The 21005-nt window shown below is 67.4% G+C and carries 16 protein-coding genes; all 16 read left to right on the top strand.

The features are described from left to right. Positions 1–44 precede the first annotated feature (44 nt). The 16 genes from tssB (at position 45) to tssM (ending at position 21003) form a co-directional block, all read left to right on the top strand. The gene (tssB, locus tag CR105_RS10965) at positions 45–545 is read left to right on the top strand and encodes a type VI secretion system contractile sheath small subunit (RefSeq protein WP_099788644.1); all 501 of its coding nucleotides are present in this window, start codon (positions 45–47) and stop codon (positions 543–545) included. Between the two features lie 23 nt (positions 546–568). Further along, entirely contained in the window at positions 569–2056 is a 1488-nt protein-coding gene (gene tssC / locus CR105_RS10970; protein WP_099788486.1) for a type VI secretion system contractile sheath large subunit, read from the top strand. Positions 2057–2151: 95 nt separating this feature from the next. Then, complete coding sequence (locus CR105_RS10975; RefSeq protein ID WP_099788487.1) at positions 2152–2646, top strand: Hcp family type VI secretion system effector; 495 nt, start codon at positions 2152–2154, stop codon at positions 2644–2646. A 71-nt stretch (positions 2647–2717) separates the two neighbouring features. Further along, entirely contained in the window at positions 2718–3512 is a 795-nt protein-coding gene (locus CR105_RS10980) for a type VI secretion system accessory protein TagJ (protein WP_099788488.1), read from the top strand. Beyond that, positions 3505–4014 carry a type VI secretion system baseplate subunit TssE gene (gene tssE / locus CR105_RS10985; protein WP_099788489.1) on the top strand — a complete coding sequence of 170 codons (510 nt, stop codon included), beginning with the start codon at positions 3505–3507 and terminating at the stop codon, positions 4012–4014. Before CR105_RS10980 ends, tssE begins: the two co-directional genes overlap by 8 nt. Then, positions 4011–5870, top strand: coding sequence for a type VI secretion system baseplate subunit TssF (tssF, locus tag CR105_RS10990; protein WP_099788490.1), 1860 nt, complete (start codon positions 4011–4013; stop codon positions 5868–5870). Before tssE ends, tssF begins: the two co-directional genes overlap by 4 nt. Beyond that, positions 5855–6871 (top strand): type VI secretion system baseplate subunit TssG, encoded by a 1017-nt coding sequence (gene tssG, locus CR105_RS10995; RefSeq protein ID WP_099788491.1) that lies wholly within the window; start codon positions 5855–5857, stop codon positions 6869–6871. Before tssF ends, tssG begins: the two co-directional genes overlap by 16 nt. Before the next feature lie 13 nt (positions 6872–6884). After that, positions 6885–9548: a type VI secretion system ATPase TssH gene (gene tssH / locus CR105_RS11000; RefSeq protein ID WP_099788492.1), complete on the top strand. Its 2664-nt coding sequence runs from the start codon at positions 6885–6887 to the stop codon at positions 9546–9548. 68 nt (positions 9549–9616) lie between these two features. Then, positions 9617–10684 (top strand): M35 family metallo-endopeptidase, encoded by a 1068-nt coding sequence (locus CR105_RS11005; protein ID WP_180288155.1) that lies wholly within the window; start codon positions 9617–9619, stop codon positions 10682–10684. Beyond that, a complete protein-coding gene (locus CR105_RS11010; protein ID WP_099788494.1) occupies positions 10675–11124 on the top strand; it encodes a hypothetical protein in 450 nt (149 codons plus the stop codon). The genes CR105_RS11005 and CR105_RS11010 overlap by 10 nt, the downstream gene beginning before the upstream one ends. 9 nt (positions 11125–11133) lie before the next feature. Continuing rightward, positions 11134–11523 carry a DUF4280 domain-containing protein gene (locus CR105_RS11015; protein ID WP_099788495.1) on the top strand — a complete coding sequence of 130 codons (390 nt, stop codon included), beginning with the start codon at positions 11134–11136 and terminating at the stop codon, positions 11521–11523. An 8-nt stretch (positions 11524–11531) separates the two neighbouring features. Next, the gene (locus CR105_RS11020) at positions 11532–13427 is read left to right on the top strand and encodes a type VI secretion system Vgr family protein (protein ID WP_180288156.1); all 1896 of its coding nucleotides are present in this window, start codon (positions 11532–11534) and stop codon (positions 13425–13427) included. A gap of 14 nt (positions 13428–13441) precedes the next feature. Then, complete coding sequence (gene tagH, locus CR105_RS11025) at positions 13442–14803, top strand: type VI secretion system-associated FHA domain protein TagH (protein ID WP_099788497.1); 1362 nt, start codon at positions 13442–13444, stop codon at positions 14801–14803. Positions 14804–14813: 10 nt separating this feature from the next. Then, complete coding sequence (gene tssK / locus CR105_RS11030; RefSeq protein WP_099788498.1) at positions 14814–16154, top strand: type VI secretion system baseplate subunit TssK; 1341 nt, start codon at positions 14814–14816, stop codon at positions 16152–16154. After that, positions 16151–17458, top strand: coding sequence for a type IVB secretion system protein IcmH/DotU (gene icmH, locus CR105_RS11035; protein ID WP_229413886.1), 1308 nt, complete (start codon positions 16151–16153; stop codon positions 17456–17458). The genes tssK and icmH overlap by 4 nt, the downstream gene beginning before the upstream one ends. Further along, positions 17455–21003 (top strand): type VI secretion system membrane subunit TssM, encoded by a 3549-nt coding sequence (tssM, locus tag CR105_RS11040; RefSeq protein WP_099788499.1) that lies wholly within the window; start codon positions 17455–17457, stop codon positions 21001–21003. The genes icmH and tssM overlap by 4 nt, the downstream gene beginning before the upstream one ends. Positions 21004–21005 lie beyond the last annotated feature (2 nt).

A 21005-nucleotide genomic window follows, 5' to 3' on the forward strand; every position in this document is an offset into this window, starting at 1 on the left:
GAGCAGGCGGTCATCGTGTCGTTAAATTCTTGGAGGGTTCAATCGTGGGCAAAGAAAGCAGCCAGAAATTCATCGCGCGTAACCGCGCGCCCCGGGTGCAGATCGAATACGACGTCGAAGTCTACGGCGCCGAAAAAAAAGTCCAGCTGCCGTTCGTGATGGGCGTGATGGCCGACCTGTCGGGCCAGCCGAAAGATCCGCTGGCGCCGGTGGCCGAGCGTAAATTCCTCGAGATCGACGTCGACAATTTCGACGAGCGCCTCAAGTCGATGAAGCCGCGCGTGGCGGTGCAGGTGCCCAATACGCTGACCGGCGAAGGCAACCTGTCGGTCGAGATGACGTTCGAGAGCATGGATGACTTTACGCCGGCGGCGGTGGCGCGCAAGGTCGGCTCGCTGGGCAAGCTGCTCGAAGCGCGCGGCCAGCTGTCGAACCTGCTGACCTACATGGACGGCAAGACCGGCGCCGAGGACCTGATCGCCAAGCTGCTTGCCGAACCGGCCCTGATGCAGGCCCTCACGTCGGCTCCCAAGCCACAAGAATAATCCCTATCGCCCTGGAGGATAAGATGGCTGAACTTCAAGAACAAATCCCGCAGGTGGGCGGCACGCTCGAAATGAGCGAATTTGGCAGCCTGCTGCAAAAGGAATTCAAACCGCAGTCGGACCAGGCCCGCGAAGCGGTCGAGCATGCGGTGCGCACGCTCGCCGAGCAGGCGCTGGCGGGCACCAACATCATGTCGGGCGACGTGCTCGGCACCATCGAAGGCCTGATCGCGGCGCTCGATCGCAAGCTGACCGAGCAGGTCAACCTGATCATGCACGCGCCAGAGTTCCAGGCGGTGGAAGGCGCATGGCGCGGCCTGCACTACCTGGTCAACAACACCGAGACCGACGAGATGCTGAAGATCCGCGTGATGAACATCTCGAAAAACGAGTTGGGCAAGACGCTGAAGAAATTCAAGGGCACCGCCTGGGACCAGAGCCCGGTCTTCAAGAAGATGTACGAGGAAGAATTCGGCCAGTTCGGCGGCGAGCCGTTCGGCGCCATCGTCGCCGACTACTACTTCGACAACAGCCCGCCGGACGTCGAGCTGCTGACCGCAATGTCGAAGGTGGCCGCGTCCGCCCACGCGCCGTTCATCGCCGCCGCCGCGCCATCGGTGATGCTGATGGAATCGTGGCAGGAGCTGTCCAATCCGCGCGACCTGACCAAGATCTTCCAGACGCCCGAACACGCCGCGTGGCGCTCGTTCCGCGAGTCCGAGGACTCGCGCTACGTCGGCCTGGCCATGCCGCGTTTCCTGGCACGCCAGCCATACGGCGCCAAGACCGATCCGGTCGAAGCATTCGACTTCGAGGAAGACACGTCGGCCGCAGCGAGCAAGAACTACACCTGGGCCAACGCGGCCTACGCGATGGCGGTCAACATCAACCGCTCGTTCAAGGAATACGGCTGGTGCTCGCGCATCCGCGGCATCGAGTCGGGCGGCGCGGTCGAAGGCCTGCCGGTGCACAGCTTCCCGACCGACGACGGCGGCGTCGACATGCAGTGCCCGACCGAGATCGCCATTTCAGACCGGCGCGAAGCGGAGCTGGCGGCCAACGGCTTCATGCCGCTGGTGCACAAGAAGAACACCGATTTTGCCGCCTTCATCGGCGCGCAATCGCTGCACAAGCCGGCCGAGTACGACGATCCGGACGCCACCGCCAACGCCAACCTGGCAGCGCGCCTGCCATACCTGTTCGCCACCTGCCGCTTCGCCCACTACCTCAAGTGCATCGTGCGCGACAAGCTCGGCTCGTTCAAGGAAAAGGACGAAATGCAGCGCTGGCTGACCAAGTGGATCATGCAGTACGTCGACGGCGACCCGGCCAGCTCGAGCGAAGCGACCAAGGCCAAGAAGCCGCTGGCGGCCGCCGAAGTGGTGCTTGAAGAAGTCGAGGGCAACCCGGGCTACTACACGTCGAAGTTCTTCCTGCGTCCGCATTACCAGCTCGAAGGCCTGACCGTGTCGCTGCGCCTGGTGTCGAAGCTGCCGTCGGCAAAAGGCTAGACGTTTCGCGTTTATGCAGCGTGGGCGCGATCCGTCCACGCTTTGGGATGTTCCACCACGCCAGCCAATGGTGACTGGCACAAAAGGAGAATGACATGGCATTAGATATGTTCATCAACATGGGCGCCATCAAGGGCGAGTCGCGCGACAAGACGCAGGGCAAGGCCGGCGACATCGACATCCTGGCGTGGAGCTGGGGCATGAGCCAGTCCGGCACCACCCACACCGGCGGCGGCGGCGGCGCCGGCAAGGCCAACTTCCAGGACCTGTCGTTCACCAAATATATCGACGCCTCGTCGAACGCGCTGATGAACGCGCTGGCCAAGGGCTCCCACCTGGAGAAGGCGGTGCTGATGGTACGCAAGGCCGGCGAAGGCCAGAGCAAGTACATCCTGATCACGATGGAAGAAGTGCTGGTGACGTCGGTATCGACCGGCGGCAGCGGCGGCGAAGACCGCCTGACTGAAAACGTCACGCTCAATTTCGGCAAGGTGACGTTCGCGTACACGCCGCAAGACAGCAAGGGCACGGTTGCCGGCGACAAGACCTTCACCTGGAACATCGCCGAGAACGACGGCAACGTCGCTTGATCGTGCGGAAAAGCTGCGCTGCCGCCGCACCTTGGCAGCGCCGCACTGTCTAACAATGAAAGGAGCTACGCATGCTTGCGCAACAGCTTGTTCGAGACGGTAATCCGGGCGCCGCGCTGGCCGCGCTGCAGGATGCGGTGCGCAAGGATGCGGCCGACGTCAAGCTGCGGATCTTCCTGTTCCAGCTGCTGGCGGTCATGGGCCAGTGGGGCCGCTCACTCACGCAGCTCAATGTGGCGGGCGAACTCGATGCCGGCGCTTTGCCGATGGTGCAGACCTACCGCGAGGCGATCCAGTGCGAGGCGCTGCGCTCCGAGATCTTCGCCGGCAAGCGCGCGCCGCTCATCTTCGGCGAGCCGCAGGCCTGGCTGGCGCAGCTGGTCGAGGCGCTGAGCCACGACGCCAACGATCCCGCGCGCGCCGCGGCCATCCGGGCCGCCGCGTTCGACACTGCGCCGGCGTCGTCCGGCACCATCGACGGCAAGCGCTTCGCATGGCTGGCGGACGCCGACCAGCGCCTTGGCCCCGTGCTCGAGGCGATCGTCAACGGCCGCTACTTCTGGATTCCGTTTTTCCGCATCAGCCGCATCGACCTCGAAGAACCGGAAGACCTGCGCGATACCGTGTGGACGGCGGCGTCGTTCACCTGGTCCAACGGCGCCCAGACGGTCGGCCTGATTCCGACCCGCTACCACGACGATGACGCCGGCGGCGACGCCGCCCTGCTGCTGGCGCGCCGCACCGAGTGGGACGACAGCGGCCGCGGACGTGGCCAGCGCATGCTGGTCAGCGACCGCGACGACCACGCGCTGATGGACGTGCGCGCCATTGCATTTGATCCTGTCTCTGATTCGCACCATGGCTGAACTGGCGCCACGCGAGCGGCTGCAGCCGTCCTTGCTGGACCGCCTCAGCGACGACGAGCCCAGCACCGACAGCGAACCGCGCGAGCGGCGCGTGCTGTCGCTGCGCACGCTGCGCCAAGGCGTGCTGCGCGACCTCGCCTGGCTGCTCAACACGACCAACCTGTTGTCGGTGCGGGACGCAGGCAAGCTGCCGCACCTGGCAAACTCGGTGCTCAACTACGGCGTGCCCGACTTGTCGGGACATTCGCAGGCCAGCCTCGACGTGGCCGCGCTCGAACGCGCGATTCGCCAGGCCATCTGGGACTTCGAGCCGCGCCTGATCCGCGCCACCGTGTCGGTGAAGGCGTCGGCCGGCAACGTCGACACCAACAAGCTCACTTTCGAGATCGAAGCCGACCTGTGGGCGCAGCCGTATCCGGAGCGGCTGTACCTGAAAACCGTGGTCGATCTCGAACGCGGCGCCGTGGTGCTGGCCGAAACCGAACCGGGGAGGGCGCCATGAACCCGCGCTTTCTGCGCTACTACAGCCAGGAGCTGCAGCATCTGCGCGAAATGGGCGGCGAGTTCGCCCAGGACTATCCGAAAATCGCCGGCCGCCTGGGCCTCGACCGTTTCGAGTGCGCCGACCCGTACGTCGAGCGGCTGCTGGAAGGCTTCAGCTTCCTCGCCGCGCGAGTCCAGCTGAAGATCGACGCCGAATTCCCGCGCTTCACCCAGCACCTGTCGGAACTGGTGTATCCCCATTTCCTGGCGCCGACGCCGTCGATGGCGGTGCTGCAGCTGCAACCGGACCTGACCAATCCGGCGTTGCAAAAAGGCGTGGCGATCCCGGCCGGCAGCGCGATGCGCAGCGTGCTTGGCAAAGGCGACAACACGGCCTGCGAATACCGCAGCGCGCACGCGCTGACCTTGTGGCCGGTCGAACTGGTCGAGGCGCGCTATTTCACGCACAGCGGCGCCCAGGCAGGATTGACCCTGCCGCCGGCAGTCAAGGCCGGCGTTCGCCTGCGCCTGCGCACCAGCGCAGCTGCATTTCGCGACCTGCCGCTCGACCGCTTGTCGCTGCACCTGCGCGGCGCCGACGACCTGCCGGTGCGGATTGTCGAAAAGCTGCTGGGCAGCGTCGAAGGCGTGCTGGTCGCGCCGCCTGGTCACAGCGGCGTATTGCTGCCGCGCGGCGCTTTGCAGCCGCTTGGCTTCGACGAGGCGGAGGCGCTGCTGCCAGGCGGCGGGCGCACTTTCCAGGGCTACCGGCTGCTGCAGGAGTATTTTGCCTTTGCGCCGCGCTTTCACTTTATCGAACTGCGCGGCCTGCAAGCGGCCTTGCGCCAGTGCGCCGACAAGGAAGTCGACATCACCATCCTGCTCAGCCGCACCGACGCCCAGCTCGAAAAGACGCTCGACGCCTCCAACTTTGCGCTGCATTGCACGCCGGTGGTGAACCTGTTCCAGCGCCGCGCCGACCGCATCAACATCAGCGGCGAACAATTCGAATACCACGTGCTGGTGGACCGCACCCGGCCGATGGACTACGAGGTGTTCCAGGTCGATTCCGTGACCGGCTACGGCAGCGGGCCCGATTCGGTGCAGCAGTTCCAGCCGTTCTACACGGCGCGCGACATCGGCGCGCTGCACCAGGACAAGGCGTTCTTCCAGATCCGCCGCGAGCAGCGCGTGGTGTCGCAGCGCCAGCGGCGCGACGGCCCGCGCTCGAGCTACATCGGCAGCGAGGCGTTCATCTCGATCGTCGACGCCGCCGAAGCGCCGTACAGCGGCGACTTGCGCCAGCTTGGCCTGTCGGTGTGGTGCACCAACCGCGACCTGCCGCTGTCGATGCCGATCGGCGTCGGCAAGACCGACTTCATCCTCGACGCCGGCGCGCCGGTGACCTCGGTGCGCTGCCTGTCCGGCCCGAGCCAGCCGTATCCGTCGTTCGCCGAGGGCAGCGTGGCCTGGCGCCTGCTCAACCAGCTGTCGCTCAATTATCTGTCGCTGGCCGACAGCGACCCGCTGCAGGGCGCGGCGGCGCTGCGCGAACTGCTCGCGCTGTATTGCCACCCGGCCGACCTGAACGCCCAGCGCCAGGTCGAAGGCGTGCGCTCGATCGCGTCCACGCCGGTCACCCGGCGCATGCCGTCGCCCGGCCCGATCACGTTCGGCCGCGGCATCCAGATCAGCGTCACGCTCGACGACGCCGCCTTCGAGGGTACCGGCCCATTCCTGCTGGGCGCCGTGCTGAGCGAATTTTTCGCCCAGTACGTATCGATCAACTCATTCACCGAAACGGTGATCCGTACGCTCGGTCGCGGCGAAATCATGCGCTGGCCGGCGAAGGGAGGCGCATGCCCGATCCTGTAGAACTGGACGCGCTGCTCGAGCGGCAGGCCGCGCGCATGGATTTTTTCCAGGTGCTGCGGCTGATCGAAAACGCCCACCCGCAGCTGCCGCGCATTGGCGCCTCGCTGCGCCCGCGCGACGACGCGGTTCGCTTCGGCCAGGATCCGGCGCTAGTCTTCCACGCGACCACGCTCGGCCAGTTCACCCGCGCCAGCGGCGAAGCGCGCGCCCGCCTGGCGGTCAATTTCTTCGGCCTGCTCGGCGCCAACGGGCCGCTGCCGATCCACCTCACCGAATACGTGCGCGACCGGCTTCGCCAAGGCGGCGACGCGACGATGCTGGCCTTCCTCGACGTTTTCCACCACCGCATGCTGTCGCTGTTCTACCGGGCGCGCGCCAGCGCCGAGCCGGCGATCAGCCTTGACCGCGCCGACGGCGACCGCTTCTCGGTGTTCGTCGGCAGCCTGTTCGGCATCGGCGCGCCGGCGCTGCGCAACCGCGACCACATCGGCGACTTCGCCAAGCTGCATTTCGCCGGCCTGCTCGGCGGCAGGACGCGGCCGGCGTCGGGCCTGGCCACCATCCTGCGCGAATACTTCCAGCTGCCGCTGCACATCGAGCAGTTCGTCGGCCACTGGATGGCGCTGCCGCTTGAGATCCACAGCAGGATCGGCGCCGGCGGCGACGGCAACCGGCTCGGTGCATCGCTGGTGCTGGGGCGCAAGGTGTGGGACTGCCAGCACAAATTTCGCGTCGTCATCGGCCCGCTGGGATACGACGACTACCGCCGCTTCATGCCCGGCGGCGACAGCCTGCGGCGCCTGCGCGACTGGATCAGGATGTACGCCGGCCTGGCGCTCGACTGGGATGTGCGGCTGATCCTGAAAAAGGAAGACGTGCCGCCACTGGCGCTGGGTGGCACGACCCGGGTCGGCTGGAGCACATGGCTCACCAGCACCGCACCATACCGCGATCCGGACCAGATGCGGATCGGCCGGCGCGCCATCGAATCAACCACTTGAAGGATAGACGATCATGGCCGACATCAGTCGCGTTGCACTGTTTGGAAAGCTGAACAGCCTGTGCTACCGGGCGATCGAGAGCAGCACCGTATTCTGCAAATTGCGCGGCAACCCGTATGTGGAGGTCGCGCACTGGATGCACCAGATCCTGCAGCTGCAGGACTCGGACCTGGTGCGCATCATCAAGCAGTACGACATCGACCAGGCGGCGCTGGCGCGCGACCTGACCGCCGCGCTCGACCGCCTGCCGCGCGGCTCGACGTCGGTCACCGACCTGTCGTCGCAGCTGGAAGAATCGGTCGAGCGGGCCTGGGTGTACGGCACGCTGATGTTCGGCGAATCGCAGATCCGCTCCGGCCACCTGGTGATCGGCATGCTGAAGACGAACGGCCTGCGCAACTCGCTGTACGGCATGTCGAAGCAGTTCGAAAAGATCAAGCTCGAGCACCTGGGCGACAATTTTGCCAGGCTGCTGAACGCGTCGCCGGAAGCGCAGATGAGCGCCACCGACGGCTTCACCGGCGGCGGCGCGGCGCCCGGCGAAGCGAGCGGCGCGATCGCCCCGGCGGCGATGGGCAAGCAGGAAGCGCTGAAAAAGTTCACCGTCGACCTGACCGAGCAGGCGCGCAGCGGCAAGATGGACCCGATCGTCGGGCGCGACGACGAGATCCGCCAGATGGTCGACATCCTGATGCGGCGGCGCCAGAACAATCCGATCATGATCGGCGAGGCCGGCGTCGGCAAGACGGCGGTGGTGGAAGGCTTCGCCCAGCGCATCGCGCGCGGCGACGTGCCGCCGTCGCTCAAGGACGTCGAACTGCGCACGCTCGACGTCGGCCTGCTGCAGGCCGGCGCCAGCATGAAGGGCGAATTCGAACAGCGCCTGCGCTCGGTCATCGACGAGGTTCAGGCCAGCGCCAAACCGATCATCCTGTTCATCGACGAGACCCACACGCTGGTCGGCGCCGGCGGCGCGGCCGGCACCGGCGATGCCGCCAACCTGCTCAAACCGGCTCTGGCGCGCGGCACCTTGCGCACCATCGGCGCGACCACCTTCGCCGAGTACAAGAAGCACATCGAAAAGGATCCCGCCCTGACGCGGCGCTTCCAGAGCATCCAGGTCGACGAGCCGAGCGAGGAGCGCGCCATCCTGATGATGCGCGGCGTAGCCGCCACCATGGAAAAGCACCACAAGGTGCAGATTCTCGATGAGGCGCTGGAGGCGGCAGTGAAGCTGTCGCACCGTTATATCCCGGCGCGCCAGCTGCCGGACAAGTCGGTCAGCCTGATCGACACCGCCTGCGCGCGCGTGGCCGTCAGCCTGCACGCCACGCCGGCCGAAGTGGACGACAGCCGCAAGCGCATCGAGGCGCTGGAGACCGAGCTTGCCATCATCGGGCGCGAGAGCGCGATCGGCATCGATACCGGCAAGCGCGGCCCGGACGCCGACGCGCTGCTCGGCGAGGAACGCAGCCGCCTGGCCGGCCTGGAGACGCGCTGGACCGATGAGCGCGCACTGGTCGACCAGCTGCTGTCGCTGCGCGCCCAGCTGCGCGACGGCCCGGCGGCGCTGGAACAGCGTGCCGACCTGATGGAGCAGCTGCAGGCGGTGCAAGCCAGCCTGGCGCACCTGCAGGGCGAAACGCCGCTGATCCTGCCGACCGTCGACTACCAGGCGGTGGCCGCGGTGGTGGGCGACTGGACCGGCATCCCGGTAGGGCGCATGGCGAAAAACGAGATGGAGACGATCCTCAACATCGCCGCGCAGCTGGCCGAGCGGGTGATCGGCCAGGACCACGCGATGCAAATGATCGCAAGGCGCATCCAGACCTCGCGCGCGGGGCTCGACAATCCGAGCAAACCGATCGGCGTGTTCATGCTGGCCGGGACCTCGGGCGTCGGCAAGACCGAAACCGCGCTGGCCCTGGCCGAAGCGCTGTACGGCGGCGAGCAAAATCTGATCACCATCAACATGAGCGAGTACCAGGAAGCGCACACGGTGTCGACGCTGAAGGGCGCGCCGCCGGGCTATGTCGGCTATGGCGAGGGCGGGGTGCTGACCGAGGCGGTGCGGCGCAAGCCGTATTCGGTGGTGCTGCTCGACGAGGTCGAAAAGGCCCATCCGGATGTGCACGAGATGTTCTTCCAGGTGTTCGACAAGGGCTCGATGGAGGACGGCGAGGGCCGCTTCATCGACTTCAAGAACACGCTGATCATCCTGACCACCAACGCCGGCACCGACCTGATCGCCGGCCTGTGCAAGGACCCGGAACTGATGCCCGACCCGGACGGCATGGCCAAGGCGCTGCGCGAGCCGCTGCTGAAGGTGTTCCCGCCGGCGCTGCTGGGGCGCCTGGTGACGATTCCGTACTACCCGCTGTCGGACGACATGCTCGCCAAAATCGTCAGGCTGCAGCTCAATCGCATCAAGAAGCGCGTCGAAGCGCGCTACAAGATTCCGTTCGAGCACAGCGAGGACGTCGTCAGGCTGGTGGTGTCGCGCTGCACCGAGAGCGAATCGGGCGGCCGCATGATCGACGCCATCCTGACCAACACGATGCTGCCCGATATATCCAGGGAATTCCTGATGCGGATGATGGAAGGCAGCCCGGTCGAAACGGTGCGGGTCGTCGTGGCGAACGGCGACTTCAGCTACACCTTCGGCGCGCCGCGCTAATGCCAGGCACCAGTCATATTTGCAGCCTTCACTACTGAATGGCAATCGAGTTTATACCCGGAGGAATCATGGCTAACGAACGATTTGGTACCGAATACGAAGCGCAGCGGCAGCTGCTGGAATCCGCCACCCTGGCCGGCTCGGTGGCCGGCATGCAGGACCTGAAGAAGGTGCTGCGCTCCAGCGGCCCGGATCGCAACCACGCCGCCGCGCTGGACAACTTCCGCAACATCGCGCTCAGGTTCAAGCAGGGCGAGCGCCTCATGGAGGCGGCCGACATGAGTCCGACCGGCACCGGCACGCCGGCCGAGGCCAGCGTCGAAAAGGCGGGATTGCTGAAATTTTTGCGCCACCTGTACCTCGTCGGTGAGCGCGGCAGCCAGCAGGTGTGGGTGTTGTCGACGCCGGCAGCCTACCGCAACTTCCCGCGCGACGAACTGCTCAGCGCCAAAACGAGCCACGCGGCGGTCAAGGCCAAGCTCGACGACGTCATCGAAAAATTCGACCCGGACACGCGCAAGCGCTTCGGCGAAGCGACCCAACTGGGGCTGGCGTGGATCGAGGCGGCCAAGGCGGTATTGGCGAGCGCCGGCTCGGACGCCAAGTCGATGGCCAAGGTGAAACGCTGGTTCGCCGCCAGCACCACGCCGGACACCGACCTGAATGCGACGATCGCCAGCGTACTGGCCGGCTTCAAGAAGATGGCAAGCAGCCTTAATAGCAACCTGGTGGTCATCACCGACCTGCCGCAAAAGCGCAACGATCCGAACCAGGAGTACACCGAGGCCTTCATGTACTCGATCGGCGCGGCGGCCGAAAGCCCGCGCACGATCTACATCGAACAGGCCCTGTTCCACAATTTCGACATCTCGGTGCTGCACGACATGAAGAAGAACTGGACGCGCGTCATCGTGCACGAGTGCTCACACATCGACGGGCGCACCGCCGACAAGGCATACGCCCATTCGGGCATCGGCGTCGGCACCCACATCACCGCGGCGGAAGCGGCCGTGAATGCCGATTCGTGGGCGTTCTTCGCCGCCGATTGCGGCGGCGCCCTGACCGATGGCGACATCTTGCGTGCCACCGGCGGCACCGCCGGCACGCTGACCAAGCTGGCGGCCAATTGGAACTGAAAACAGCGGCGGCCCGCTGCGCCATCGTGGCGCTGGCCATCGCCTGCGCTGCGTGCACCAGCGCGCCGCGTCAACACTTCAAGGAGAATGCCATGTCATCCGAAATCACCAGCAGCGCCAGCAGGGTCGGCATGCCGGCGCTGCCACCGATCACTTTCGAAGGAAAGCGCTACCAGCAGATCATGAACGGCGAACGCGAAGGCCTGGGACAGCGCACCGGCCTGATGTCGGTACTCGACCTGGCCAGCGGCGCCGAGCCGAAGGTGGTGAAAATCTATGACTATCCGCGCGAGGCGGGGCTGGAAGCGGACGCCGGCGATGTCTTCTTCAAGGTATTCGAACTGGACGCCGGCCGGCGCGTGCTGCAGATCGAAAACGAGCGGCGCCAGCGTTTTGCCTACGGCATCGACGACGGCATCGTGCGCGAACTGGCGCCGTAAGGGGACGCCATGCCGAACCAGGTTTCGATGGGAGCACTGATGACCTGCACCTTTGGCGCGGCGCCGTCGGCGCTGGTGGTCCTGCCGAAGAACAAGGTGCTGTGCGAAGGGCCGCCGGCGGCCAACATCATGGACCACGTCCCTTTGATGAACATCATGCCGTTCGCCGTCTGCAGCTCGCCGGCCAATCCGGTGGTGGCCGCGGCGACGGCGGCGGCGCTTGGCGTGCTGACGCCAATGCCGTGCATCCCGGCCACCAGCGCGCCGTGGGTGCCGGGTGCGCCGACGGTATTGATCGCCAATATGCCGGCGCTCGACAATATCTCCAAATGCATGTGCAACTGGGGTGGCGTGATCGCTTTCAGCAGCGCCGGCACCGTCAAGACCATGATCCCCTAAGAGACTGTATGCCAGCCATCCAAGCCAATCGCCAGGTATCGGTCAAGACCGCGCTGGCCGACGACGTGCTGCTGTTTGCCTCGATGAGCGGCTCCGAGCAGCTCGGACGTCTGTCCGAATTTCGCGTGCGCCTGCTCAGCCTCGACAACAGCGTCAGGATCGCCGACGTGCTTGGCAAGCCAATGTCGGTCGTTCTCGACACGGACGCCGCCGGCGAAGTGCGCCACTTTCACGGCATCGTCACCAGGTTCGGCAGCACCGGCTGGCGCGGCGACTTCGCCACGTACGAGGCGACCATCCATCCCGGCCTGTGGCTGCTGACGCGCTCGTCGAACTGCCGCATCTTCCAGAAGATGTCGGTGCCCGATATCGTTGGGCAGGTCTGCGGCGCGTACGGCGCCAGCGTGGCGCTGTCGTCCAGGGTCGAAGGCAGCTATCCCGTATTGACGTATTGCGTGCAGTACCGCGAGACCGACTTTCATTTCGTCTGCCGATTGCTAGAAGAAGCCGGTATCTACTTCTACTTCACCCATGGCGCCAGCGCGCACACGATGGTGCTGGCCGACTCGTACAGCGCGCACGACAGCATCGCCGGCTACGACACGTTGAAGTTTTCTTCGGCCAGCCGCGGCAGCGCCGACGTCGGCGAGAGCATGACGCATTGGTCGGCCAGCGGCGAGATCCAGTCGAGCAGTTATGCGCTCAACGACTTCGATTTCGAAAAGGCCGCCTCCAGTGCCAGCGGCGGCCTAAGGTCGACGGCAAATATCGCTGCCGGCTTCGGCCAGCCAGCCTACGACATGTTCGATTACCCGGGCAATTACAACGCCGCCGCCGACGGCAACGCGCTGGCGCGCGCGCGCATGGAAAGCCTGCACGGGCAGTGCGAGCAGGTCAGCGCGCGCACCAACGCCCGCGGCCTGTTCCCGGGCGGCCTGTTCACGCTGGCGGACCATCCGCGCCCGGACCAGAACCGCAGCTACCTGGTTACGGCGGCCAGCTACGAAATCACCAGCAGCGAGTACACCGGCGGCGGCGGCGCACCGGCGCTCGACTTCGAATGCCGCCTGAGCGCGACCGGCAAGGAATACGCCTACCGGCCAATGCCGACGCTGGCCAGGCCCGTCGTGCAGGGGCCGCAGACGGCGATGGTGGTGGGCCCGTCCGGCCAGGAGATCCATACCGATAAATATGGCCAGGTCAAGGTGCAGTTCCACTGGGACCGGCTCGGCAAGAGCGACGAGAACAGTTCGTGCTGGCTGCGGGTGGCACAGGGCTGGGCCGGCAAGGGATGGGGCGCGATGACGATCCCGCGCATTGGCATGGAGGTAGTGGTCAGCTTCCTCGAGGGCGACCCGGACCGCCCGCTGGTCACCGGCTGCGTCTACAACTCCGATGCGATGCCGCCGTACGGTCTCGACGGCGCGCAGACCGTCTCGACCTTCAAGACCAATTCGTCGGAGGGCGGCGACGGCTTTAACGAATTGCGCTTCGAGGACAAGAAGGGCGAGGAGGAAGTGTTCATTCAGGCCGAGCGCGACTTCAAGCGCCTGGTGAAGAACAACGACACGCTCAAGGTGGGCTTCGAGGTGGCCGACAAGGGCGACCAGACCATCGGCATCAAGAACGACCAGGCGCTCGATATCGGCAACGACCAGAAGGTCGACATCGGCAACGACCAGAAGGTCAAGGCCGGCAACACCATCGTCATCGAGGCCGGCACGTCGATCGAACTGAAGGTAGGCAGCAGCAGCGTCAAGATCGAGGGCGCGAAAATCACCATCAAGTCGGCCGAAATCGAAGTGGCCGCGACCGCCAACGCCAAGTACAAGGCCGGCGCCATGATGGACCTGAATGCCGGCGGCGTGATGACGCTGGCCGGGGCAATTGTGAAGATTAACTGAGAGGCGAACGTGGCATGCTGTTGACCTTACGGATTCTGAGTTACCGCAACCAGCCGGTGCCAGGCGGGGGAGCCGGGCGCTTCGCCGCGGCCGGCGGCACGCTCGGACGCGGCGCGGACAACGACCTGGTGCTGGACGATCCGGGCAAATACATCTCGCGCGTGCATGCCAGGGTGTCGCTGCGCGATGGCGCCTTCTACCTCGAGGATGTCGGCAGCAACGCCAGCGTGATCAACGACCGCCCGCTCGGCAACGGCCGGGAGACCGCGCTCGGACATGGCGACCGGGTAGTGATCGGCGACTACCTGTTGCAGGCGGTGCTGGAGGAAGAGGAAGTATCCGCGGTGGCGCCGGCGCCCGTCAACAACGTCGAACTGCCACTGTTTGTACCGCCGCCGGTTGCGATGCAGGCGCCCTTGCCGCCGTTCGAGCCGGTGGCGTTGGCCCAGCCTCCCGCGCCGGCGCCGCGGTTTCCCGATGCGCTGGCCGGCGCCAGCATCCTCGACGTCGGCGCGCCGGGCCAGTTCGGGGCCGACCCGCTGGGCCTGAACCAGTTCGCGCAGGCGCCGGCCAAACCGGCGCACGCAGCCGACAGCGACCATGTGTCGCCCGAACTGGCCGCGTTCAGCATGCCGCAGCCGGCGGCATTTGCGATCCCGCACGACTACAATCCGCTGTCCGACCTGTTTCCGCAAGCGGCGCCCGCGCCCATGCCAGAGCGGGCTGCCGCGCCAGCGCCGGAGCGGCCTGCCGCGCCGCTGGCCGGCGACGACAACGAGGTGATGGCGGCGCTGCTGCGCGGCCTTGGACTACCCGGGCTGAAGCTCACCCGTACCGGCGCCGAGGTGGCAGAGACGGTCGGCGCCATGCTGCGCGAAGCGACCGCCGGCACCGTCGACGTGCTGATGGCGCGCGCGCTGACGAAGAAAGAAAGCCGCATCGAGATGACGATGCTGGCCGTACGCGCCAACAATCCGCTCAAGTTCTTCCCCAACGCGGAGGGCGCCCTGACCCAGATGCTGAACAACTCGATGGCCGGCTACCTGCCGCCGGTGCAGGCAATGGCCAGCGCCTTCGACGACCTGCGCGCGCACGAGCTGGCGGTGATCGCCGGCATGCGCGCGGCGCTGGCGGCGGTGCTGCACCGCTTCGATCCGCAGCAGATCGAGCGCCGCCTGGCCGAACCGACCGTGATGGACAAGATGCTCAGTTCGAACCGCAAGGCCAAGCTGTGGGATGGCCTGGTCGACGTATATGGCGAGATCGCGCGCGAAGCGGACGACGACGTCCAGCGCCTGTACGGCGAAAAATTTTCGGAAGCATATGAAGAGCAGGTCGCGCGGCTGCGGCAGGCGAAGGCCGTACGTAATCACTGAACGGGACACCATGGCCTGGAAAAACAAAGTAGTCTGGTCCGAAGGCATGCTGCTGCAACCGCAGCACCTGCAGCAGCATGACCGTTACTGGCAAAGCCAGCTCGAGGCGCGGGTCGGCGCACTGCGGCCCTACGCATGGGGATTCTCGGAATTGAGAATCGACGAGCAGCAGCTCGCGCTGGGCAAACTGGCGCTGCAGTCATGCAGCGCCGTGCTGCCCGACGGTACGCCATTTTCACTGCCGGCGGACGACGACCTGCCGCTGCCGATCGACCTGCCGCTCGATGCGCGCAACGTTCTGGTGGTGCTGGCCTTGCCGCTGCGCCGCCATGGCGTGGCCGAAGTGGGCGACGGCGCCGGCGCCGACAATTACGCCCGTCACCGCGCCGACGATTTCGAAGTCTGGGACAGCAATGGCCTCGACAACAGCGCGCTGATGCAGGTCGGGAAGCTGCGGCTGCGGCTGGCCCTGGAGGGCGAGGTGGCCAACGCCTACACCGCGCTTGGCGTGGCGCGCATCGTCGAGCGGCGCGCCGACGAGCGCGTGGTGCTCGACCCCGAGTACTGCCCGCCGTGCCTGGATTTTCGCGCCGCCCCGCGGCTGGCCGCGTTCGCCGACGAACTGGTCGGCCTGTTGCACCAGCGCGGCGACGCGCTGGCCGGACGCCTGGCGCAGCCCGGCGCCACCGGCGCTGCCGAAATTGCCGACTTCCTGCTGCTGCAGTTGCTGAACCGCGCCGAGCCGCTGTTCATGCACCTGGCCGGGGCCACCGGCGTGCATCCCGAAACGCTGTACCGCGCCATGGTCGAACTGGCGGGCGAACTGGCCACCTTCACCGAAGCGGGCAAGCGCGCGGCCGCCTATCCCACCTACCGCCACGCGCAGCTGGCCGAGTCGTTCGCACCGGTCATCGCCGACCTGCGCCGCTCGCTGTCGATGGTGATGGATGCACAGGCGGTGCCGCTCGTGCTCGAAGAGCGCCAGTTCGGCATCCGCGTCGCGGTGCTGCCGGACCGCGAGCTGCTGCGTTCAGCCACCTTCGTGCTGGTCGTTTCGGCGCAGCTGCCGCCGGAAGCGCTGCGGGTCGGCTTCCCGGCGCACTTCAAGATCGGATCGGTGGAAGACATCCGCGACCTGGTCAATCTGCAGCTGCCCGGCATCGCGCTGCGGCCGCTGCCGGTGGCGCCGCGTCAGTTGCCGTTCTATGCCGGCCACACCTACTTTGAACTCGACAGCAGCAGCGAGTACTTCCAGCACCTTCACAAATCGGCCGGCTTCGCGATGCATGTGGCGGGCGAATTTCCGGGGCTGCAAATGCAGTTCTGGGCCATCCGCGGCAGGCCAGCGTGAGCACGCAGCCGCCGCCGCAGGAGCCGCAGGATCCGGACCGGACGATGCTGATCCCGACGCCGGGCGGCCGGCGGCCGGCGCCGGCCGTCGCCGCCGCGCAGGCACCGGCAAGCCAGCCGCAGCATCAGCCGGCGGCCGGATTGGCCGGACGTGGCCTGAACGCGCTGGTACGGGCGGCCAATCCGCTGCTCGACCTGGTGGCGCCGCTGCGCACGATGGCGCAGCCGCCCGATCTGCAGCAGCTGCGCGAACGCCTGGCGCTGGCCCTGAAGACGTTCGAAAGCGATGGCCGCCAGGCCGGCGTCGACAGCGAAGCGATCGCCGCGGCGCGCTACGTGCTGTGCACACTGCTCGACGAAACCATCGCCAGCACCGCTTGGGGCAGCGGTGTGTGGGGAACGCGCAGCCTGCTGGTGGCGTTTCACAATGAAGCTTCCGGCGGCGAAAAGGTGTTCCTGATCCTGCAGCGCCTGACCCAGAATGTCGCCGCCCACATCGACCTGCTGGAGCTCATATACCTGTGCCTGGCCCTTGGCCTGGAGGGGCGCTACCGCCTGCTGGCCGGCGGCAAGGACCAGCTGGCGACGCTGCGCGAGCGCCTGCTGCAGCTGATCAAACAACAGCGCGGCGGCTACGAGAGCGACCTGTCGCCCGGATGGCGCGGCGAAAGCGTGCAGACAGCGTCGCATGCGCGCGTGCCCGTGTGGGTGATCGCCGCAGGTCTGGGCGTGCTGCTGCTGGCCGCGCAGATCACTGCCGCCATGCTGCTCAACGGCGCATCGGACCCGGTGTTCGCTCACCTGGCGCGAATCCGCGTGGCGCAGGCGGCGGTCTTGCCGGCGCCACCGGCGGCACTGGCGCCGGCGCGGCTGGCCGGCTTTCTCGCGCCCGAAGTGGCGCATGGCCTACTCAGCGTCGTCGATACGGCCGAACGATCGGTCGTCACGCTGCGCGGCGACGGCATGTTCGGTTCCGGCAGCGCCGAAGTGCAGGACAAGCTGGCGCCGCTGCTTGCGCGCATCGGCGACGCCCTGAAGACGACGCCGGGCAAGGTGATCGTCGTGGGTCACACCGACAGCACGCGGCCGGCGCTGTCGGCGCGCTATCCATCGAACTACGATTTGTCGAAAGCGCGCGCCGGCGGCGTGATGCAGGCGCTGGCCGAACGCGCCGGACCGGCGCAGCGCTATAGCGCCGAGGGGCGCGGCGACACCGAGCCGCTGGCGGCGGACGACACGCCGGCCAACCGCGCGCGCAACCGGCGCGTCGACATCATCGTGCTGACGCCGGCGGGTGCCTTATGAAACGACTGTCTTCCTGGCTGTTCAAGCGCTGGGCGTGGACGCTGCTCGGGGTGCTGATGCTGTCGCTGCTGGTCTGGTACGCCGGACCGCTGTTCGCCTTTGCCGGGCGCGAACCGCTCGCATCGAGCACCGCGCGCTGGTACGTCATCCTGCTGATGCTGGCACTGTGGGCCGGCTACTTCATATGGAAGTGGGCGGCCGCGCAGCTGGCCAACCGGCGCCTGATGGCCAGCCTGGCCGCCGCCAACGAGCCGCAGTCAGCGGCCGCGCCGCCCGAAGCGCTGCAGGAACAAGCCTTGCTGGCCAGACGCATGCAGGAGGCGCTGGCGGTGCTGCGAAAAGCGGCGCCCGGCAAGCAGCAGTGGAGCGGTCAATACCTGTATCAGCTGCCGTGGTACATGTTCGTCGGCGCGCCGGGCAGCGGTAAGACCACCACGCTGCTTCATTCGGGCCTGCGCTTTCCGCTGGCCGACACGCTCGGGCCGGGTGCGATCGGCGGCATCGGCGGCACCCGCCACTGCGACTGGTGGTTCACCGACGAAGCGGTGATGCTCGATACCGCCGGCCGCTACACCACCCAGGACAGCGATGCCGCCGTCGACCAGGCCGGCTGGCACGGCTTTCTTGGGCTGCTCAAGACACACCGACCACGGCGGCCGATCAACGGCATCATCGTCGCCGTCAGCGTGGCCGACCTGCTGCAGCAGGGGCCGGCGGCGCGCCAGGCGCAGGCGCTGGCGATCCGCGCCCGCATCAAGGAGCTGCACGAGCGCCTCGGCAGCAGCTTCCCGGTGTACGTCACGGTCACCAAGTGCGACCTGCTGGCCGGCTTCGTCGAATTTTTCGACCACCTCGGGCGCGAAGAGCGCGCGCAGGTATGGGGCATGACTTTCCCACTGCCGGCCGAAGGCGTCGCGGGCGTGCCACTCGCTTCGTTCAGGGAACGCTTCGACGCGCTGGAGCGGCAGTTGCAGGTGCGCGTGCTCGAACGGATGCAGCAGGAGCGCGACATCCAGCGGCGCGCACTGCTGTACCGGTTTCCGCAGCAGTTCGCCGGAATCGGCGAGGTGCTCGGCGGATTCCTCGACGCGGTGTTCGCGCCGACCCGCTTCGAACAGGCGGCGCTGCTGCGCGGCGTCTACTTCACCAGCGGCACCCAGCAGGGCAGCCCGATCGACCGGGTGATGGGCGCGCTGGCCGCCACCTTCGGACTTGACCGCAAGGTGCTGCCGCCAAATGCCGTCAGCGGGCGCAGCTACTTCATCACCAACCTGCTGCGCGAACTGATGTTCAGGGAAGCGGGCCTGGCCGGCACCGACGCGCGGTTCGAGCGGCGCCGCCGCCAGCTGCGCTGGCTCTCTGGCGGCGCCCTGGCGCTGCTGCTGTTGCTCGGCGCCGCCGGCCTGGTCACCAGCTACGCGCGCAACCAGCAGTACGTCGCGCAGGCCGCGCAGCGCGCCGCGCAGCTGGACCAACTGGCGCAAAGCCTGCCGCCCGCGGGCGGCCCCGCCGAGATCCTGCCGCTGCTCGACGCCGCACGCAGCCTGCCGGGCGGCTACGCCGAGCGCGATGCCGGCACGCCCCTGCTGAACCGCTTTGGCCCGAACCAGGCCGACAAGCTGGGCGCCGGCGGCCAGGCCGTGTACCGGCGGCTGCTGCGCACCACACTGATGCCGCGCATCGCCAGCCGCTTCGAACAAGCGCTGCGGCGCGGCGACGCCAACAACCAGGAATACCTGTACGAGACGCTGCGTGCCTACCTGATGCTCGGGCAGCCGCAGCATCGCGATGCCGAATCGGTGCTGGCGTGGCTCGATATCGACTGGCGGGCCAGCCTTGCCGATATTGGCCAGGAGCCGCGCGAGAGGCTGGCCGCACACGCGGCGGCGCTGTTCGATGCGGGCGACGAAAGCGCCGAGCCGCAGGCGCTCGACCTGGCGCTGGTCGCGCAAACACGCCTGACGCTGGCGATGATGCCGCTGCCGGAGCGCGCCTACAACCGACTCAAGCGCCAGGTGGCGCGCGCCGCACTGCCGGAGTTTTCGGTCAATCGCGCCACCGGGCGCGACGTCTCGACCGTGCTGGCGCGCCAGAGCGGCGAACCGCTCACGCGCGGCATTGCCGGCGTGTTCAGCGTGGCCGGCTACCGCGAACTGCTCAAGCAGGCGCCGGCGGCGATGGCCGACATCGCCAGGGACGGCTGGGTGCTGGACCGCCGCGAGGGCGATGGCGCGCTCGCCGCCATCAGCGGCGATGCGCTGCGCTCGGCGGTGCTGCAGCTGTACTACGCCGAGTACATCCGCCAGTGGGATGGCCTGCTGGCCGACGTCCGGATCGCGCCGTTCGCGAGCCTCGACCAGGCCGCGCGCATCACCAACGCGCTGGCGGCGGCCGACTCGCCGCTGCGCACGTTCCTTCAGGCGGCGGCGCGCGAGACGACGCTGGACGGCGCACAAACATCGGCGGCGCCGAAGATCGATGCCAAGGTGCTGGGCAAGCTGTCGGCGGCGCGCGACAGGCTGGCCGCGACGATGGGCGCCGGCACTCCGGTGCCCGAGACGCAGGCCGGCAATCCGGTCGACCAGCATTTCGACGCCCTGCACAAGCTGGTGGGGCCACCTGGCGCGACCGCGCCGGCGCCGCTGGAGGCGATGCTGGCCATGCTGAAGGACGCGTCGCAGTATTTCGACGCCGCCGACAACGCGCGCCGCGGCGGGGCGCCGGCACCGTCGGCCGAGGTGCTGCAGCGGGTCAAGCGGGAAGCCGACGGCAAGCCCGCGCCGCTTGGCGGCATGCTGAAAAATATCGACCATGCCGGCGCCGGCCTGACGCTGGGCAGCGAACGGGCGCGCCTGCAGGCGGCGTGGAGCGCCGGCGCCGCCGCGTTCTGCCAGGCCGCGATCGCCGGCCGCTATCCGCTGGTGCGCGGCGCCGGCAAGGAAGTCACGCTGGAGGACTTCGGCAAATTCTTCGCGCCGGGCGGCGTGATGGATGAATTTTTCACGCGGAACCTGGCGACCCAGGTCGACATGGCCGGCAGCCAGTGGCGCTGGCGCAGCAGCGGCGCGGCGTCGATCGGCATCCCGCAGGAGGTGCTGAACCAGTTCCAGCGCGCCGCACGGCTGCGCGACATGTTCTTTGCCGCCGGCGGCCGTCAGCCAGGTTTGCGGTTCGAGCTGAACCCGGTCACCGCCGATCCCGCGCTGACCCGGGTGCAGCTCGATATCGACGGCCAGGTGGTCAGTTATGCGGCCGGCACGCCGGCGCGGCCGGTGGCGATCGCGCTGCCAAGCGGGAAGGGCAGCGGCCAGGTGCGGCTGGAGGCAACGCCGGCGCTGCGCGCCGAATTGCGCAGCGACGGGCCGTGGGCCTGGTTCCGCATGCTCGACAAGGGCCAGCTCGAGCCGGGCGCGCAGGGCGAGCGTTACAAGGTCAGTTTCGACCTGGACGGGCGCAAGGTGGTCTACGACATGACCGCCAGCAGCGTGATCAATCCGTTCCGGCGCGACGCGCTGGAGCAGTTCCGCTGCCCGACGGGATGGTAGGC

The organism is Massilia eurypsychrophila (genome assembly GCF_002760655.1).
In the GTDB taxonomy this organism is placed as follows: Bacteria; Pseudomonadota; Gammaproteobacteria; order Burkholderiales; family Burkholderiaceae_D; genus JAFCUW01.

Bases quoted from the DNA above. Each gene is read 5' to 3' on its own strand.
- tssE (WP_099788489.1), top strand. From the start codon at position 3,505: ATGGCTGAACTGGCGCCACGCGAGCGGCTGCAGCCGTCCTTGCTGGAC.
- tssC (WP_099788486.1), top strand. From the start codon at position 569: ATGGCTGAACTTCAAGAACAAATCCCGCAGGTGGGCGGCACGCTCGAA.
- CR105_RS10975 (WP_099788487.1), top strand. From the start codon at position 2,152: ATGGCATTAGATATGTTCATCAACATGGGCGCCATCAAGGGCGAGTCG.
- tssK (WP_099788498.1), top strand. From the start codon at position 14,814: ATGGCCTGGAAAAACAAAGTAGTCTGGTCCGAAGGCATGCTGCTGCAA.
- tssG (WP_099788491.1), top strand. From the start codon at position 5,855: ATGCCCGATCCTGTAGAACTGGACGCGCTGCTCGAGCGGCAGGCCGCG.
- CR105_RS11020 (WP_180288156.1), top strand. From the start codon at position 11,532: ATGCCAGCCATCCAAGCCAATCGCCAGGTATCGGTCAAGACCGCGCTG.
- CR105_RS11005 (WP_180288155.1), top strand. From the start codon at position 9,617: ATGGCTAACGAACGATTTGGTACCGAATACGAAGCGCAGCGGCAGCTG.
- tssH (WP_099788492.1), top strand. From the start codon at position 6,885: ATGGCCGACATCAGTCGCGTTGCACTGTTTGGAAAGCTGAACAGCCTG.
- tssF (WP_099788490.1), top strand. From the start codon at position 4,011: ATGAACCCGCGCTTTCTGCGCTACTACAGCCAGGAGCTGCAGCATCTG.
- tagH (WP_099788497.1), top strand. From the start codon at position 13,442: ATGCTGTTGACCTTACGGATTCTGAGTTACCGCAACCAGCCGGTGCCA.
- CR105_RS10980 (WP_099788488.1), top strand. From the start codon at position 2,718: ATGCTTGCGCAACAGCTTGTTCGAGACGGTAATCCGGGCGCCGCGCTG.
- tssM (WP_099788499.1), top strand. From the start codon at position 17,455: ATGAAACGACTGTCTTCCTGGCTGTTCAAGCGCTGGGCGTGGACGCTG.
- CR105_RS11015 (WP_099788495.1), top strand. From the start codon at position 11,134: ATGCCGAACCAGGTTTCGATGGGAGCACTGATGACCTGCACCTTTGGC.